Annotated in this window: 13 protein-coding genes; 11 read left to right on the top strand and 2 right to left on the bottom strand. The window is 46.3% G+C overall.

Annotation, left to right across the window (positions count from 1 at the left end; translation table 11 throughout):
* The first annotated feature begins 118 nt into the window (after positions 1 to 118).
* The 5 genes from ZX61_RS24340 to ZX61_RS10385 all read left to right on the top strand — a co-directional run bounded on the left by ZX61_RS24340 (position 119) and on the right by ZX61_RS10385 (position 4006).
* Positions 119 to 286, top strand: coding sequence for a hypothetical protein (locus ZX61_RS24340; RefSeq protein ID WP_167350315.1), 168 nt, complete (start codon positions 119 to 121; stop codon positions 284 to 286).
* A gap of 98 nt (positions 287 to 384) precedes the next feature.
* Positions 385 to 651, top strand: a complete 267-nt coding sequence (locus ZX61_RS10400; protein ID WP_049844560.1) for a YihD family protein — start codon at positions 385 to 387, stop codon at positions 649 to 651.
* Positions 652 to 919: 268 nt separating this feature from the next.
* A complete protein-coding gene (gene ccoG / locus ZX61_RS10395) occupies positions 920 to 2338 on the top strand; it encodes a cytochrome c oxidase accessory protein CcoG (protein ID WP_049844559.1) in 1419 nt (472 codons plus the stop codon).
* A gap of 53 nt (positions 2339 to 2391) precedes the next feature.
* Positions 2392 to 3378, top strand: coding sequence for a serine/threonine protein kinase (locus tag ZX61_RS10390; RefSeq protein ID WP_049844579.1), 987 nt, complete (start codon positions 2392 to 2394; stop codon positions 3376 to 3378).
* A gap of 25 nt (positions 3379 to 3403) precedes the next feature.
* On the top strand, positions 3404 to 4006 hold the full coding sequence (locus ZX61_RS10385; protein WP_049844558.1) for a thiol:disulfide interchange protein DsbA/DsbL: 603 nt from the start codon (positions 3404 to 3406) through the stop codon (positions 4004 to 4006).
* A gap of 72 nt (positions 4007 to 4078) precedes the next feature.
* Here ZX61_RS10385 and ZX61_RS10380 read toward each other — a convergent pair whose 3' ends face one another.
* The gene (locus ZX61_RS10380; RefSeq protein WP_074181701.1) at positions 4079 to 4963 is read right to left on the bottom strand and encodes an acyltransferase; all 885 of its coding nucleotides are present in this window, start codon (positions 4961 to 4963) and stop codon (positions 4079 to 4081) included.
* A 181-nt stretch (positions 4964 to 5144) separates the two neighbouring features.
* On the opposite strand from ZX61_RS10380, the gene ZX61_RS10375 reads away from it, so the two are divergent.
* The gene (locus tag ZX61_RS10375; protein WP_049844556.1) at positions 5145 to 6128 is read left to right on the top strand and encodes a DUF2860 domain-containing protein; all 984 of its coding nucleotides are present in this window, start codon (positions 5145 to 5147) and stop codon (positions 6126 to 6128) included.
* 30 nt (positions 6129 to 6158) lie between these two features.
* Here ZX61_RS10375 and ZX61_RS10370 read toward each other — a convergent pair whose 3' ends face one another.
* Entirely contained in the window at positions 6159 to 7682 is a 1524-nt protein-coding gene (locus tag ZX61_RS10370) for a YifB family Mg chelatase-like AAA ATPase (RefSeq protein ID WP_049844555.1), read from the bottom strand.
* A gap of 472 nt (positions 7683 to 8154) precedes the next feature.
* Here ZX61_RS10370 and ilvG point away from each other — a divergent pair, with 472 nt between their 5' ends.
* From ilvG to ilvA, 5 genes are read left to right on the top strand one after another with little or no spacing between them, the layout of a single operon-like run.
* The gene (ilvG, locus tag ZX61_RS10365; RefSeq protein WP_049844554.1) at positions 8155 to 9801 is read left to right on the top strand and encodes an acetolactate synthase 2 catalytic subunit; all 1647 of its coding nucleotides are present in this window, start codon (positions 8155 to 8157) and stop codon (positions 9799 to 9801) included.
* A 1-nt stretch (position 9802) separates the two neighbouring features.
* A complete protein-coding gene (gene ilvM / locus ZX61_RS10360; protein ID WP_049844553.1) occupies positions 9803 to 10087 on the top strand; it encodes an acetolactate synthase 2 small subunit in 285 nt (94 codons plus the stop codon).
* A gap of 11 nt (positions 10088 to 10098) precedes the next feature.
* Entirely contained in the window at positions 10099 to 11046 is a 948-nt protein-coding gene (ilvE, locus tag ZX61_RS10355; protein WP_049844552.1) for a branched-chain-amino-acid transaminase, read from the top strand.
* Positions 11047 to 11076: 30 nt separating this feature from the next.
* Positions 11077 to 12918, top strand: coding sequence for a dihydroxy-acid dehydratase (gene ilvD / locus ZX61_RS10350; RefSeq protein ID WP_049844551.1), 1842 nt, complete (start codon positions 11077 to 11079; stop codon positions 12916 to 12918).
* Positions 12919 to 12921: 3 nt separating this feature from the next.
* A complete protein-coding gene (ilvA, locus tag ZX61_RS10345; protein ID WP_049844550.1) occupies positions 12922 to 14451 on the top strand; it encodes a threonine ammonia-lyase, biosynthetic in 1530 nt (509 codons plus the stop codon).
* Positions 14452 to 14506 lie beyond the last annotated feature (55 nt).

Below are 14506 nucleotides of genomic sequence, written 5' to 3'. Positions count from 1 at the left end.
TAATTAATTGTTCGGATTGGCGAGAGCCAGAAGAGCCAAACTTCAGCAATGAAGTGCAACTCATAATTAATTAGGCCATTACATTGGCAATGGATATGCCTGACAGTTAGGTAACTGAATGCGCCCAACAACAGTCAGGTTTTCGCACACAAATCGTAGTGCGATGCGCCGCCGTAGTGGATTTATTTCTGCTCCAGTGGCAAAAAAGTCAGCTCCAGCAATGACTTTGGTAGAGAAGACAGCCGTTATGGCCACAGCTCCTGCTAAAGTTATCAAGGCAGCTTAATTAAAAAGCGCAGCGCTGACTGCGCTTTTTTCTTACCTTCATTTCATCTATTTGTTACCTTTAGCAGCAAATCATTATAAAGATTGTGGAGAAAGCCGATGAAATGTCACCGTATTGAGGAGCTATTGGAGCTACTTGAGCCTGAATGGCAAAAAGATCAGGAACTTAACCTGCTACAGATGATCATTAAGCTCGCTCATGAAGCAGGCTATGAAGGTAAACTAGAAGATCTTACAGACGATGTTCTGATTTACCACCTCAAAATGCGTAACAGTGGCAAAGATGAAATGATTCCTGGTCTAAAAAAAGACCAAGAAGATGACTTTAAAACAGCGATTTTGCGTGCCCGTGGTCTGATTGACTAGCACCGACCCGTTTTATTGAAAGCGACCTTTGGTCGCTTTTTTTATGTCCATTTAGTAGCAAAGTCAGAAACTGTTAGGTCATTTATTTATAGAACTGTACTGATCTTTGTTGTTAAAGGTTGATAGCCTTAAAGAAATGAAAATGTTATTGCGTATATAATCGCCGTCCATAAGAATTTACTAAAATAGTATTCTCAGATAATAAGTAGCAATGTTTTTAGAGTGAGAGCAATAGAAATCTCACCGTTTAGCTCAAGAAGGAAGCGCAATGAGTCAGGATAAAATCGATATCAAAGATGTGACTCCCAAGACCTTTAACCCCAAAACTCATAAAACCAAAGGAGACAGGTTCAATCCAAGCAACCAAATCTATGTACGTGAAAGTAAAGGAACCTTTCAGAAACTACGTCGCTATGGCGGTTGGTTCTTGTTGGTCTTTTTCGCTCTTATCCCTTGGATTCCCTACGGCGAGCGCCAAGCTATCTTACTCGACTTCGGCAATCAGCAGTTTAACTTTTTCGGCACCACACTATATCCGCAGGACTTAACCCTACTTGCGCTGTTGTTTATGATCGCCGCCTTTGGTCTGTTTTTCCTTACCACTTTCTTAGGCCGTGTCTGGTGTGGTTACTTATGTCCGCAGACTGTGTGGACCTTTATGTATATTTGGTTCGAAGAAAAGCTTGAGGGCAGCGCCAACAAACGTCGCAAGCAAGATTCAGGCAAGCTCACTGCCAATCTAGCTATGCGCAAGGGTGTTAAACACTTGGCTTGGTGGGCAATTGCTCTTGCTACAGGCTTCACCTTTACCGGGTACTTTGTGCCAATTAAAGACCTAGTGGTTGGCTTCTTCACCTTTGACGCTGAGTTCTGGCCTGTGTTCTGGGTATTATTCTTTGCAGGTTGTACTTACGCTAATGCTGGCTGGATGCGATCGATTATGTGTATTCACATGTGCCCATACGCTCGCTTCCAATCGGCCATGTTCGACAAAGATACCTTTATTGTTGGTTACAACAGCCAGCGTGGTGAATCGCGAGGGCCACGTTCTCGCAAAGCCGATCACAAAGCACTCGGCCTTGGTGACTGTATTGACTGTGACCTGTGTGTTCAGGTTTGCCCAACCGGTATCGATATCCGTGATGGCCTACAGTATGAATGTATTAACTGTGGTGCTTGTATTGATGCGTGTGACAAAACCATGGATCGCATGGGCTATGAAAAAGGCTTAATCAGCTACACCACGGAGCACCGCCTCTCTGGCAAGCATACTAAGGTCGCGCGTCCAAAACTGCTCGGTTATGGCGCGGTACTGCTAGTGATGATTGGCTTGTTCTTTGTTCAGGTTGCCAGTGTCGACCCGGCAGGTTTGAGCGTTCTTCGTGACCGTAATCAGTTGTTCAGAGTCAATGGCTTAGGTGAAGTAGAGAATACCTACACCCTGAAAATAATTAATAAAACTCAGCAAGACCAAGAGTACAAACTCAGTGTTGAAGGTCTGACCGACGCTTCTTGGTATGGTAAACAGACCATTCAAGTTGAACCTGGTGAAGTACTTAACCTGCCAATGAGTTTAGGCGTCAATCCTGACAATCTCAGCTCTCCTGTTTCAACAATTCAGTTTATACTGTCCGATAGCGAAGACTTCACGATTGAAGTAGAAAGCCGCTTTATCAAAAAGCTTTAAGCGCCCTACTCACAGATATGGAAAGAGGCTCAGCAATGAGCCTCTTTTATTTTATGACACAGCAAGCCTTTAACTTTGATGCGTTAACGCCTGATTTTATGTGGTATGCCCTCGAAAGCATTGGTATTCGAGCGGAATCTGGATTTCTGGCCCTTAACAGCTATGAAAACCGCGTCTACCAATTTACCGATGAAGAGCGGCAACGTTATGTGGTTAAGTTTTATCGTCCCGAGCGTTGGAGCTTAGAACAAATTCAAGAGGAACATGACTTTACCCTTGAACTGATTGAGTCTGAGATCCCCGTTGCTCCACCTGTAATTATTAACGGTCAAACTCTCCACCAATACCAAGGCTATCTGTTTGCCCTATTTGCAAGTGTTGGTGGGCGCCAGTTTGAAGTCGATAACCTAGAGCAACTCGAAGGGGTTGGGCGCTTTTTGGGTCGCATTCATAAAGTTGGCTCGAAGCAAGTATTCCAACACCGTCCTACCATCGGGCTCGAAGAATACGTCTATCAGCCGCGCAAGTTACTGGAGCAATCTCAGTTTATCCCAATGCATTTAGAGAACGCTTTTTTCAACGATCTCGATTTGCTGATTAAGTCTCTGGAAAACCATTGGAATGATTCTACTGACTTAATTCGTCTGCATGGTGATTGTCATCCGGGCAATATTCTTTGGCGCGATGGCCCTATGTTTGTCGACCTTGATGATTCACGCAATGGTCCGGCGATCCAAGATTTGTGGATGCTGCTTAATGGTGAGCGTGCCGACAAATTGATGCAGCTTGATATCATTTTGGAAGCCTATGGGGAATTTAATGATTTCAATAGCAATCAATTGAAACTAATCGAGCCATTGCGCGGTCTACGTATGGTGCACTATATGGCATGGTTAGCAAAAAGGTGGCACGATCCGGCATTTCCGCTCGCTTTCCCTTGGTTCAATGATCCAAAATACTGGGAGAGTCAGGTACTTGCTTTTAAAGAGCAAATTTCGACACTGGATGAACCCCCACTTTCACTCATGCCACAGTGGTAAGAAAATCGACAATATGGAGTCAAGAATGAAAAAGCTGTTTGCACTAGTCGCCACATTGATGTTGAGCCTATCCGCTCACGCAGCGCAGTTTACCGAAGGTCAGCACTACAAGGTGCTAGACTTAGAAGCATCAAAAAAACCAATGGTGACTGAGTTTTTCTCTTTCTACTGTCCACACTGTAATAGCTTCGAGCCAATTATGGCGCAGCTAAAGACCAAGCTACCTAAAGACGCTAAGTTCCTGAAGAACCATGTCTCTTTTATGGGTGGAAGTATGGGTGAGTCGATGAGTAAAGCTTACGCAACCATGATCGTACTCAAAGTCGAAGACAAAATGACACCGATACTGTTTAATCGTATTCACAACATGCGTAAGGCTCCCAAAAATGATCAGGAGCTACGTCAGATCTTCTTAGATGAAGGTGTTGATGCGAAGAAGTTTGATGCTGCCTTTAACGGTTTTGCGGTAGATTCCATGGTTCGCCGCTTCGACAAACAGTTTAAAAACAGTGGCTTATCTGGTGTTCCAGCGCTTATTGTTAATAACAAGTACCTAGTCGAAGCCAGCTCAATCAAATCAATGGATGAGTACTTTGCGCTAGTCAACTACTTGCTAACTTTGAAGTAAGCAACCAAATACAAGTAAAGGGAGCAAGCGCTCCCTTTTTTAATCTTATGTTTGTACGGTCTGCTGATCTAATTACTTATCTTGGTGCACTTGTTTTAGCAACTGATCTTTTTCCTGCCAAACATTGCCTAACCATTGCTGGAACTGGCGTTTATAGGGCTTATCATTAAAGTAATCACCCTGAACTTGCTCATCAACTGGCAGGACTTTAGTGCGAACAACTATCTTAGTCACTCTTCCCATCAGGGCATCCTTAAACGGCTTATCTGTATTTTCAGGGTAAGCCAGTGTGACATCAATGATACTGTCAAACTGATCGCCCATAGCTGCCAAAGTATAGGCGATACCACCTGTTTTAGGCTGGAGAAGATACTGGTAGCCAGCTTTACTCATGCGCTGCTTTTCTTCAGTAAAACGCGTTCCCTCAACATAGTTAACAACTGTGGTTGGCGTATGTTTGAACTTAGCACATGAACGACGAGTAGTTGCCAGGTCCTGGCCGCGTTTTTCTGGATGACGAATCAGATATTCACGCGAGTAACGGCGCATAAAGGGCATATCCAGTGCCCAACAAGCCATGCCAATAAAAGGGACATACAGTAACTGCTGCTTTAAAAAGAACTTAGGCATAGGAATACGATCTTTGAACACGCAACACAGTACCACAATATCTGTCCAGCTAAGGTGGTTACTGATCATTAAGTACCAACCATCTTTTTGCAGTTCATCACCACCTTGAATATCCCACTCAATTCGGTTCGAAACGTTGAGAATGGTAGAGTTTACCGTCGCCCAAAGCCACATAATCTTATTGGCAAACTGGGTACCTTTTGCTTTAAGTGCAGTACCCGGCAAAACAAACTTTAAAATGGCCACAATACAAATTGCAATCGAGCAAAATGCTGAGTTTAAGATGACCAAACTAATATTCAGTACAAGGAGTAAATGTGCCAACATACGCTTTATAAGTGAGACTTAATTAAAAATTTATAAACATTCATTTATGAATAATAAGACAGCGTGTAATTATACAAGCCATTGGAAAGTTTGAAACTAATCTAACTATGGTCAGAGTTGTTTACTCGCTCTTCGACCTAAAGGCAATCAGTCACTAGGTTTACACCATGGAGAACACATAATGACACCAAAACAAACCCTTATCGCTTTTGCTGTATTGAGCACAACGCCTGCTATGGCACAACTCTCTGATTCAGCAGGGCTCAGCGGTGAGATTTCACTAAGCTCAGGTTATACCTCAACGACGTCGAACTTTAATACCGACGCCAACGCCACCATTAGCGACAACAGCCAAAAAGGTGAGAGTGATAGTAATGTTATGGTGTTTCCTTTAGGTAGCCTTGCCTACACCTTCGGTAGCCAACTCGACAAACAGTTCTATGTTGGTACATCGCGTGAAGATATTGCTGTCGGTACATTAGCGTTAGAAATAGGTTATAAGCAACAACTGGCCAATGGAACAGTGATTGATGCCTCTTTCCTACCGACCATTATGTCGGGTGAGACCTGGGCTGATCCATTCCAAACTAACTCTGCGCGTAGCGTCACCGACGAAAAAGGTAATGCTTATCGTGTCAAATTTAGCAATATAGCTAACTCTGGATTTAGTCTAGATACCGCATACGCGGCAAAAGATATCGAGAATGAGCGCTCTGGATTAGACTCTGATTATGTATCGTCAGCAGGCTTACTCGAACGAGATGCTACATCGATTTATGTAAAAGGTGATTATAAGCTGCACCTCGATCGCGCTACCTTCTTAGTTCCATCCCTCACTTACATTAAAACTGATGCCGACGGCGATGCTAACTCTCTCACCTCTTGGGGCGGCGAGCTTTCGCTATTTAAAGTCATCAATCATCATCAATTCGCACTTACTGCAGGCTACACCAGTAAAAGCTATGATGCTTCACACCCTATCTACAGCAAGGTTCGTGAAGATGACGATTTTAGCTTATTCGCCGCATACGAGTATCAACAGTTTATGGGCTGGCAAAACTGGTCATTAATCTCGTTTGCTGGCTATAGTCAGAGCGACTCAAACATCGATTTTTACGACGAAGATCAGATGATTTTCTCGGTAGGTGTTAACTACAAGTTCTAATTTCACTAGCCCGCAATATGCGGGCTATTTTTATACTGCCTGCGCGGTCAACTGGCGCAGCAATCTATCCATGGCGCGATAACCTAATGCTTCCGCAATATGATTACGTTCAATATGGCTTGCCCCCTCTAAGTCAGCAATAGTACGCGCAACCTTAATGATCCGGTGGTAAGCACGAATCGATAGACCTAATCGATGCAATGCGGTTTCCAAAAATTGAGCATCTTGCTTATGCAGTGGACAATAACGTTCTATTTCTCGACTGCCGAGCAAAGCATTAACTTTACTCGCCCGTGACAGCATTTTCTCTCTTGCCACTAGCACTCTCTTACGCACAATCTGGCTAGACTCTCCCCTTTCACCACCTTCAGCTAATGTCCCCTTTGGTAACGCAGGGATTTCCAGCGACATATCAAAACGATCAAGTAATGGACCAGATAAACGGCTTAAATAACGCAGAATAGTTTGCGGATTGGCTCGCGATTGGTTGCCTTCATAATAACCTGTTGGGCTTGGATTAAGCGCGCCAACCAATTGAAACCTTGCAGGAAAACGAGTCTTACCTTGCGCGCGGGAGATAATGATCTCCCCTGACTCTAGCGGTTCTCGCAGTGAATCTAACACTTTGCGTTCAAATTCGGGCATTTCATCAAGAAACAATAACCCATTGTGAGCCAGTGAGATCTCCCCCGGTCTTGGTATTGAACCGCCGCCAACTAAAGCTGCCATTGAACTTGAATGATGCGGGGCGCGAAAAGGACGCTGCTTCCAGTTGTGGGCATTGATTTCTTGTTGAGTGAGCGAGGCCACCGAGGCAGATTCTAGAGCCTCGCTATCCGACATATCAGGCAATAAGTCGCACAAACGCGACGCAAGCATGGTTTTGCCAGTACCAGGAGGACCAAGAAAAAGCAGGTTGTGATTGCCCGCCGCTGCAATCTCCAACGCCCGCTTGCCTTGTTGCTGACCAATAATGTCTTGCAGATCCCGCAGGCTACTCGGCTCTGCACTCACTTGCGCTGTCTGATGGAGTGAAAGTTTGTTCTGACCACATAAATCAGCACATACTTCGAGTAGACTTTGCGCTGATTTGTGTCTCTCGGCGCCCACTAAAGCGGCCTGATCACCGTTATGGTGAGGCACCACTAGGCTACGCTGGGCACGATTAGCCGCCAATGCTGCTGGTAACACCCCTTTTACCCTTCTTAACTCACCCGACAACGCAAGCTCTCCTACAAACTCCTGATCGCTAAGTTCATTAACAGGAATTTGCTCAGAAGCTGCCAAAATGCCCAATGCGATAGGTAGGTCGAAGCGGCCACCTTCTTTTGGCAAATCAGCCGGGGCGAGGTTGACCGTGATACGTTTAGCTGGAAATTCAAAACGTGAGTTGATGATGGCACTACGCACCCTATCGCGTGACTCTTTTACCGTGGTTTCGGGTAGTCCAACCAAAGTGAATCCCGGCATGCCGTTACTAATATGCACTTCAACCGTAACTTCAGGTGCTTCGACCCCGACACAGGCTCGGCTATGAATGATGGCTAAACCCATACTAGGCTCACTATTTGCTTGTACATTATTTATCCCCCTGATAGTTCATCTATTTTGTTATCAAGGTTGTTATATAGCGTGGCAAGATGCTGAAAGAATGTGAAAAAAGAATGACTTTTTGCTTGTCATGCAGCGGAATTGTATGTTACCACTAGAGACGCAAACATTTTCGTGCCCTATTCGGCATAAATAACTAAAGAAATAACAATGAATTTTAACGCCCGCACTAACGCACTGATTGTCCTGATTATCGTGGTCATTATTGACACCGCGCGGGGTAGAGTGGGCGAAAAATAACCACAGATTCAAAAAAACCCCCGCACTGAAAAGTCCGGGGGTTTTTTACAATTAGCACGCTGAAAAATTGGCAGACATTAAATAAAGCTCAGAAAACAAGAGCCGTAGGAAGAATGGGAGCGCACATGACGTGCAACACAACACAAGATAAGAATATGCGTAAAGGGGGCTCACAATGACAGGTGCCGAGTTAGTCGTTGCTGCCCTTAAGCAGCAAGGAATTAAAACTGTATTTGGTTACCCAGGCGGTGCCATCATGCCAATTTACGATGCCCTCTATGATGGTGGCGTCGAGCACATTCTATGTCGACATGAGCAAGGCGCTGCAATGGCGGCGATAGGTATGGCTCGCTCAACTCAAGACGTCGCCGTTTGTATGGCAACCTCGGGCCCTGGAGCAACCAATTTAGTAACGGGTCTAGCAGATGCCTTTATGGACTCTGTCCCGCTAGTTGCAATCACAGGCCAGGTCGCAAGTTCTCACATCGGGACTGACGCTTTCCAAGAGATCGATGTCATCGGTATGTCGCTAGCCTGTACTAAGCACAGTTATCTAGTTACAGATATCAATGAACTGGCACCAACCCTAGCCGAAGCATTTGAAGTCGCAAAAGCAGGTCGCCCAGGTCCTGTTATTGTTGATATCGCAAAAGATGTGCAGCTTGGACAAGCTCCTGTAAATCTTCTTCCTCCGGTTTCACCGCCAGCAATGCCAGTTGCAAACCAAGATGATATCGCTAAGGCTCAAGAGCTGCTTTCTCAAAGCACCCGCCCAGTGCTTTATGTCGGTGGCGGAGTACAGCTTGGTCACGCAACTGATTCGGTTAGAGAATTCTTACGTTTAAATCCGATGCCTTCAGTAAGTACCCTTAAAGGCCTAGGTACTATTGAACGTCATGACGCTCACTATCTAGGTATGCTCGGCATGCACGGCACTAAAGCCGCTAACCTAGTTGTCCAAGAATGTGATTTGCTGATTGCTGTTGGTGCGCGTTTTGATGACCGAGTAACAGGCAAACTCGACACCTTCGCGCCAAACGCTAAGGTAATCCATATTGATATCGACGCTGCTGAGATTCACAAACTTCGCCAAGCTAATGCACCTGTTCGCGGGGAAATCCCCACCGTTCTTCCTCAGTTAGAGCTAACCCAAGATATTACACCTTGGGTTAAACACAGTGAGAGTCTGCGCAGCGGATTCAAATGGCGTTACGACCACCCGGGCGATCTTATCTATGCTCCTGGTCTACTTAAGCAGCTATCTGATCTTATGCCCGACACTTCGATTGTTTCTACCGATGTTGGTCAACACCAAATGTGGGCAGCTCAGCACATTCAGCCACGCGAACCACAAAACTTCATTACCTCTGCTGGCCTAGGTACGATGGGCTTTGGTCTACCTGCTGCAATGGGTGCTGCGGTTGCTCGACCTGATGATCAGTCTATTCTTATCACAGGTGATGGTTCATTTATGATGAACATCCAAGAGCTAGGTACGCTGAAGCGCCGTCAAATTCCGGTGAAAGTGGTGCTACTTAACAACCAACGTTTAGGCATGGTTCGCCAATGGCAATCACTTTTCTTTGATGGTCGCCATAGTGAAACCATCCTTGATGACAACCCTGATTTTGTAATGTTAGCTAAAGCCTTTGATATCCCTGGAAAAACGATCACCAAGAAAGAAGAAGTTGAGCCAGCTCTTAAAGAAATGCTAGAAAGTAAAACATCATACTTGCTTCATGTTCTAATCGACGAAGAAGAAAACGTATGGCCGCTTGTACCACCTGGTGCATCAAACAGTGACATGCTGGAGAATACCTAACATGGAAAGATATCTAATCGACATCAAAGCGGACGACAAGCCAGTACTGTTGGAACGTGTTCTTCGCGTAGTACGTCATCGTGGATTTACGGTTAAGCAAGTCGCTGGGACACAAAACCACGCAAGCAAAATCGCCAGCGTTGAAATCATCGTTGACAGTGATCGCCCTATTTCATTTCTCACCAACCAAATAGAGAAGCTTTGGGACGTGCGCACTGTTGAGGTCACGCAGATTGCAAGTGACGAACTCCCTAATAACAACCTACAACAAAAAATTTGTGCATAAGGAAGACAATAATGGCTACAAAAACAGCAGACTACATTTGGTTTAACGGTAAATTGGTTCCTTGGGCAGAGGCAAACGTGCATGTTTTGACGCATGCAATGCACTACGGAACTTCTGTATTTGAAGGTGTACGCTGCTACAACACACCAAAAGGACCAATTGTCTTCCGCCATCCAGAGCACGCAAAACGCCTTAAAGATTCAGCAAAGATTTACCGTTTCCCAATTCCTTATACTGTTGAGGAAATCATGGAAGCGACACGCGAAACGCTGCGTCAAAACAAACTCGATAGCGCTTATATCCGTCCACTGGGCTTTATCGGTAACGTTGGCTTAGGTGTGTGCCCACCGGTTGGCACTGAGATGGATCTAATCATCGCGGCTTTCCCTTGGGGCTCTTACCTAGGTGAAGAAGCACTAGAGAAAGGTGTTGATGCGATGATCTCAAGCTGGAATCGCGCGGCACCAAACACTATCCCTACAGCCGCAAAGGCAGGTGGTAACTACCTATCGTCACTACTTGTTGGTGGTGAAGCTCGTCGTCACGGCTACGATGAAGGTATTGCACTCAGTGTTGATGGCTACCTATCTGAAGGTGCTGGCGAAAACATTTTCGTGATTAAAGATGGTGTAATTACCACTCCACCAGCAACAAGCGCAATTCTTCCGGGCATCACTCGCGATTCAATCATGACTATCGCTCGCGATCGCGGTTATGAAGTGCGTGAAGCCAACATTGCGCGTGAAGCGCTTTACCTAGCAGACGAAGTCTTTATGACAGGTACTGCAGCAGAGGTCGTTCCTGTTGCAACTATCGATAAGATTGAAGTCGGCAGCGGCAAACGTGGCCCAATCACCAAAGAGCTCCAAGAAGCTTACTTCGGCCTATTTAATGGCACCACAGAAGATAAATGGGGTTGGCTAGATTACGTTTACCCACAAGACGCAGACAAAGCTTAAAAAGCACCGGCAAATATAGGAAGTAACACAATGCCAAAATATAGATCAGCAACCACAACACACGGACGCAATATGGCCGGTGCACGCGCCTTATGGCGTGCCACGGGCGTTAAAGATGAAGACTTCGGTAAGCCAATCATTGCCGTAGTAAACTCGTTTACTCAATTTGTACCAGGCCACGTACACCTAAAAGACATGGGTCAGTTGGTTGCAGGTGAAATTGAAAAAGCAGGCGGTATCGCTAAAGAGTTCAACACCATCGCAGTAGATGATGGAATCGCGATGGGGCACGGCGGTATGCTTTATTCATTGCCATCACGCGAACTGATTGCCGACTCAGTCGAGTACATGGTTAACGCACACTGTGCCGATGCTATGGTGTGTATCTCAAACTGTGACAAAATCACCCCGGGAATGCTAATGGCGTCAATGCGCCTCAACATTCCGGTAATCTTCGTTTCTGGTGGCCCAATGGAAGCGGGTAAAACCAAGCTTTCTGACCAACTGATCAAACTCGACCTTGTTGATGCAATGATCCAAGGTGCTGACCCGAAAGTATCCGATGAGCAAAGCGAGCAGATTGAGCGCAGCGCATGTCCTACTTGTGGCTCTTGCTCTGGTATGTTCACAGCCAACTCAATGAATTGTCTAACCGAAGCGCTGGGTCTGTCTCAACCAGGTAATGGTTCAATGCTGGCAACACACGCCGACCGCGAAGAGCTATTCATCAATGCTGGTAAGCGTATCGTTGAACTGACGCGTCGTTACTACGAGCAAGATGATGAATCGGCTCTGCCACGTAATATTGCTACTTTCGATGCGTTCGAAAACGCCATGGCACTGGATATCGCAATGGGTGGTTCAACCAACACCATTTTGCACCTACTCGCCGCAGCGCAAGAAGGCGACATTGATTTCGATATGGATGACATTGATCGCCTATCTCGCCAAGTTCCACACCTATGTAAGGTAGCCCCTTCAACTCCGAAGTACCACATGGAAGACGTGCATCGCGCGGGCGGTGTAATGGCGATTCTTGGTGAACTGGATCGTGCAGGCCTACTACACAATGATGCCCGCACTGTGCTTGGTGTTTCGATGGAGGAGCAGCTCGCCAAATACGACATCATTCAAACTGAAGATGAAGACGTACTCAAGTTCTTCCGCGCAGGCCCTGCAGGAATTCGCACCACTAAAGCCTTCTCGCAAGATTGTCGCTGGGACCGCCTTGATGACGACCGTGTCGAGGGTTGTATTCGAACTAAAGATAACGCCTTTAGCCAAGAGGGTGGCCTAGCGGTACTGTCGGGCAACATCGCGCTAGATGGCTGTATTGTTAAGACTGCGGGCGTCGATGAAAGCATCCTTAAGTTCACAGGCCCTGCCGTAGTATTTGAAAGCCAAGAAGATGCGGTTGAAGGCATCTTGGGCGGTAAAGTCAAAGCAGGTGATGTGGTTATTATCCGTTACGAAGGTCCTAAAGGTGGTCCGGGCATGCAAGAAATGCTCTACCCAACCACTTACTTAAAATCTATGGGTCTAGGTAAAGAGTGTGCGCTACTGACTGACGGTCGTTTCTCTGGTGGTACATCGGGGCTTTCAATTGGCCACGCTTCTCCAGAGGCAGCTAACGGCGGTGCAATCGGCTTGGTTAAACAGGGCGACATGATCGCGATTGATATTCCAAACCGTTCCATTTCTTTACAAGTTTCAGAACAGGAACTTGCTGAGCGCCGTGCAAAACAAGACGAGTTAGGCTGGAAACCAGTTGACCGTCAACGTGAAGTTTCATTTGCACTTAAAGCGTACGCAAGTATGGCAACCAGTGCTGACAAAGGTGCAGTACGAGATAAATCTAAGCTAGAGGACTAGCTTATGACTCTGACCAACCAAACTGGCGCAGATTATCTGCGCCAGATATTAAGAGCTCCAGTCTATGAAGTGGCAACAGTAACACCACTTCAGGAAATGCCTCGCCTTGCGGCACGTATTGGTAATAATGTGCAGATCAAACGTGAAGACCGCCAACCGGTTCACTCGTTTAAATTGCGCGGTGCTTACAACATGGTCGCAAGCCTAAGTGATGAGCAAAAAGCAGCGGGGGTTATTGCGGCCTCTGCGGGTAACCACGCTCAAGGTATGGCGCTATCAGGTACTAAACTGGACATCAAGACCACCATAGTAATGCCTAAAACTACTCCAGACATCAAAGTCGAAGCAGTTCGTGGGTTTGGTGGCAACGTTGTATTGCATGGTAGTAACTTTGACGAAGCGAAGGCAGAAGCTGAGCGCCTGTCTGTTGAACACGGCTATACCTTTGTCCCACCATTTGATCACCCGCTGGTGATTGCGGGGCAAGGCACCATCGGTATGGAGATGTTGCAGCAAAATGGCCATCTTGATTACATCTTTGTTCCTGTTGGTGGCGGTGGTCTAGCGGCTGGAGTTGCAGTGTTAGTCAAACAACTGATGCCTGAAATTAAAGTTATTGCGGTAGAGCCTGAAGACTCCGCTTGTTTAAAAGCAGCATTGGATGCCGGAGAACCAGTCGTTCTGGATCAGGTGAGCATGTTCGCCGATGGTGTGGCGGTGAAACGAATTGGTGAAGAGACGTTCCGCTTATGTCAGAAATACATTGATGGCCATATTTCGGTCTCAAGCGATGAAATCTGCGCTGCGGTAAAAGATATTTTTGAAGACACTCGCGCCATTGCCGAACCTTCCGGTGCGCTGGCTTTAGCGGGCTTGAAGAAATTTGCCGAGCAAAATGGACTGAAAGATAAAAACCTAGCGACGGTTCTTTCTGGTGCCAACACTAACTTCCACGGGCTACGTTATGTTTCGGAACGCTGTGAACTGGGTGAGAAGCGTGAAGGTCTACTGGCCGTCACCATTCCAGAGCGACAAGGGGCGTTCTTTGAGTTCTGTAATCTGATTGGTGGCCGAGCAGTAACTGAGTTTAACTACCGTTATAGCGATGACGCATTAGCCAATATCTTTGTCGGTGTACGTTTGCAAGGTGGTCAAGAAGAGCTGGAGAACATCATTCATGACTTGCGTGATGGTGGCTACCCTGTGGTCGATCTTTCTGACGATGAAATGGCTAAGCTGCACGTGCGCTACATGATTGGTGGCAAACCCTCTAAGCCACTTAAAGAACGTTTGTACAGCTTTGAGTTCCCAGAATACCCTGGAGCACTGCTTAAGTTCTTGAGCACACTGGGAACACACTGGAACATCAGCCTGTTCAACTACCGTAACCATGGCGCGGATTACGGCCGCGTGCTGTGTGGCTTTGAGCTAGATGAATCAGATTTGTCCCGCTTCTCCGCTCACCTACGCGAACTGGGTTACCAGTGTAAGGATGAAACCGACAACCCGTCGTACAAATTCTTCCTTTCTTAATCCAAATACCCAAGCCCTTAATCCTCTCGATTAAGGGCTTTTGTTATTTGTAACC

Source organism: Vibrio sp. VPAP30, from assembly GCF_001188205.1.
In the GTDB taxonomy this organism is placed as follows: domain Bacteria; phylum Pseudomonadota; class Gammaproteobacteria; order Enterobacterales; family Vibrionaceae; genus Vibrio; species Vibrio bivalvicida.
Note: the sequence above shows the minus strand (reverse complement) of the source record. Positions and strands in the feature narration are given on the sequence as shown.

Bases quoted from the DNA above. Each gene is read 5' to 3' on its own strand.
- ZX61_RS10385 (WP_049844558.1), top strand. From the start codon at position 3,404: ATGAAAAAGCTGTTTGCACTAGTCGCCACATTGATGTTGAGCCTATCC.
- ilvG (WP_049844554.1), top strand. From the start codon at position 8,155: ATGACAGGTGCCGAGTTAGTCGTTGCTGCCCTTAAGCAGCAAGGAATT.
- ccoG (WP_049844559.1), top strand. From the start codon at position 920: ATGAGTCAGGATAAAATCGATATCAAAGATGTGACTCCCAAGACCTTT.
- ilvE (WP_049844552.1), top strand. From the start codon at position 10,099: ATGGCTACAAAAACAGCAGACTACATTTGGTTTAACGGTAAATTGGTT.
- ZX61_RS10375 (WP_049844556.1), top strand. From the start codon at position 5,145: ATGACACCAAAACAAACCCTTATCGCTTTTGCTGTATTGAGCACAACG.
- ZX61_RS10390 (WP_049844579.1), top strand. From the start codon at position 2,392: ATGACACAGCAAGCCTTTAACTTTGATGCGTTAACGCCTGATTTTATG.
- ZX61_RS10380 (WP_074181701.1), bottom strand. From the start codon at position 4,963: ATGTTGGCACATTTACTCCTTGTACTGAATATTAGTTTGGTCATCTTA.
- ilvM (WP_049844553.1), top strand. From the start codon at position 9,803: ATGGAAAGATATCTAATCGACATCAAAGCGGACGACAAGCCAGTACTG.
- ilvD (WP_049844551.1), top strand. From the start codon at position 11,077: ATGCCAAAATATAGATCAGCAACCACAACACACGGACGCAATATGGCC.
- ZX61_RS10400 (WP_049844560.1), top strand. From the start codon at position 385: ATGAAATGTCACCGTATTGAGGAGCTATTGGAGCTACTTGAGCCTGAA.
- ZX61_RS10370 (WP_049844555.1), bottom strand. From the start codon at position 7,682: ATGGGTTTAGCCATCATTCATAGCCGAGCCTGTGTCGGGGTCGAAGCA.
- ZX61_RS24340 (WP_167350315.1), top strand. From the start codon at position 119: ATGCGCCCAACAACAGTCAGGTTTTCGCACACAAATCGTAGTGCGATG.
- ilvA (WP_049844550.1), top strand. From the start codon at position 12,922: ATGACTCTGACCAACCAAACTGGCGCAGATTATCTGCGCCAGATATTA.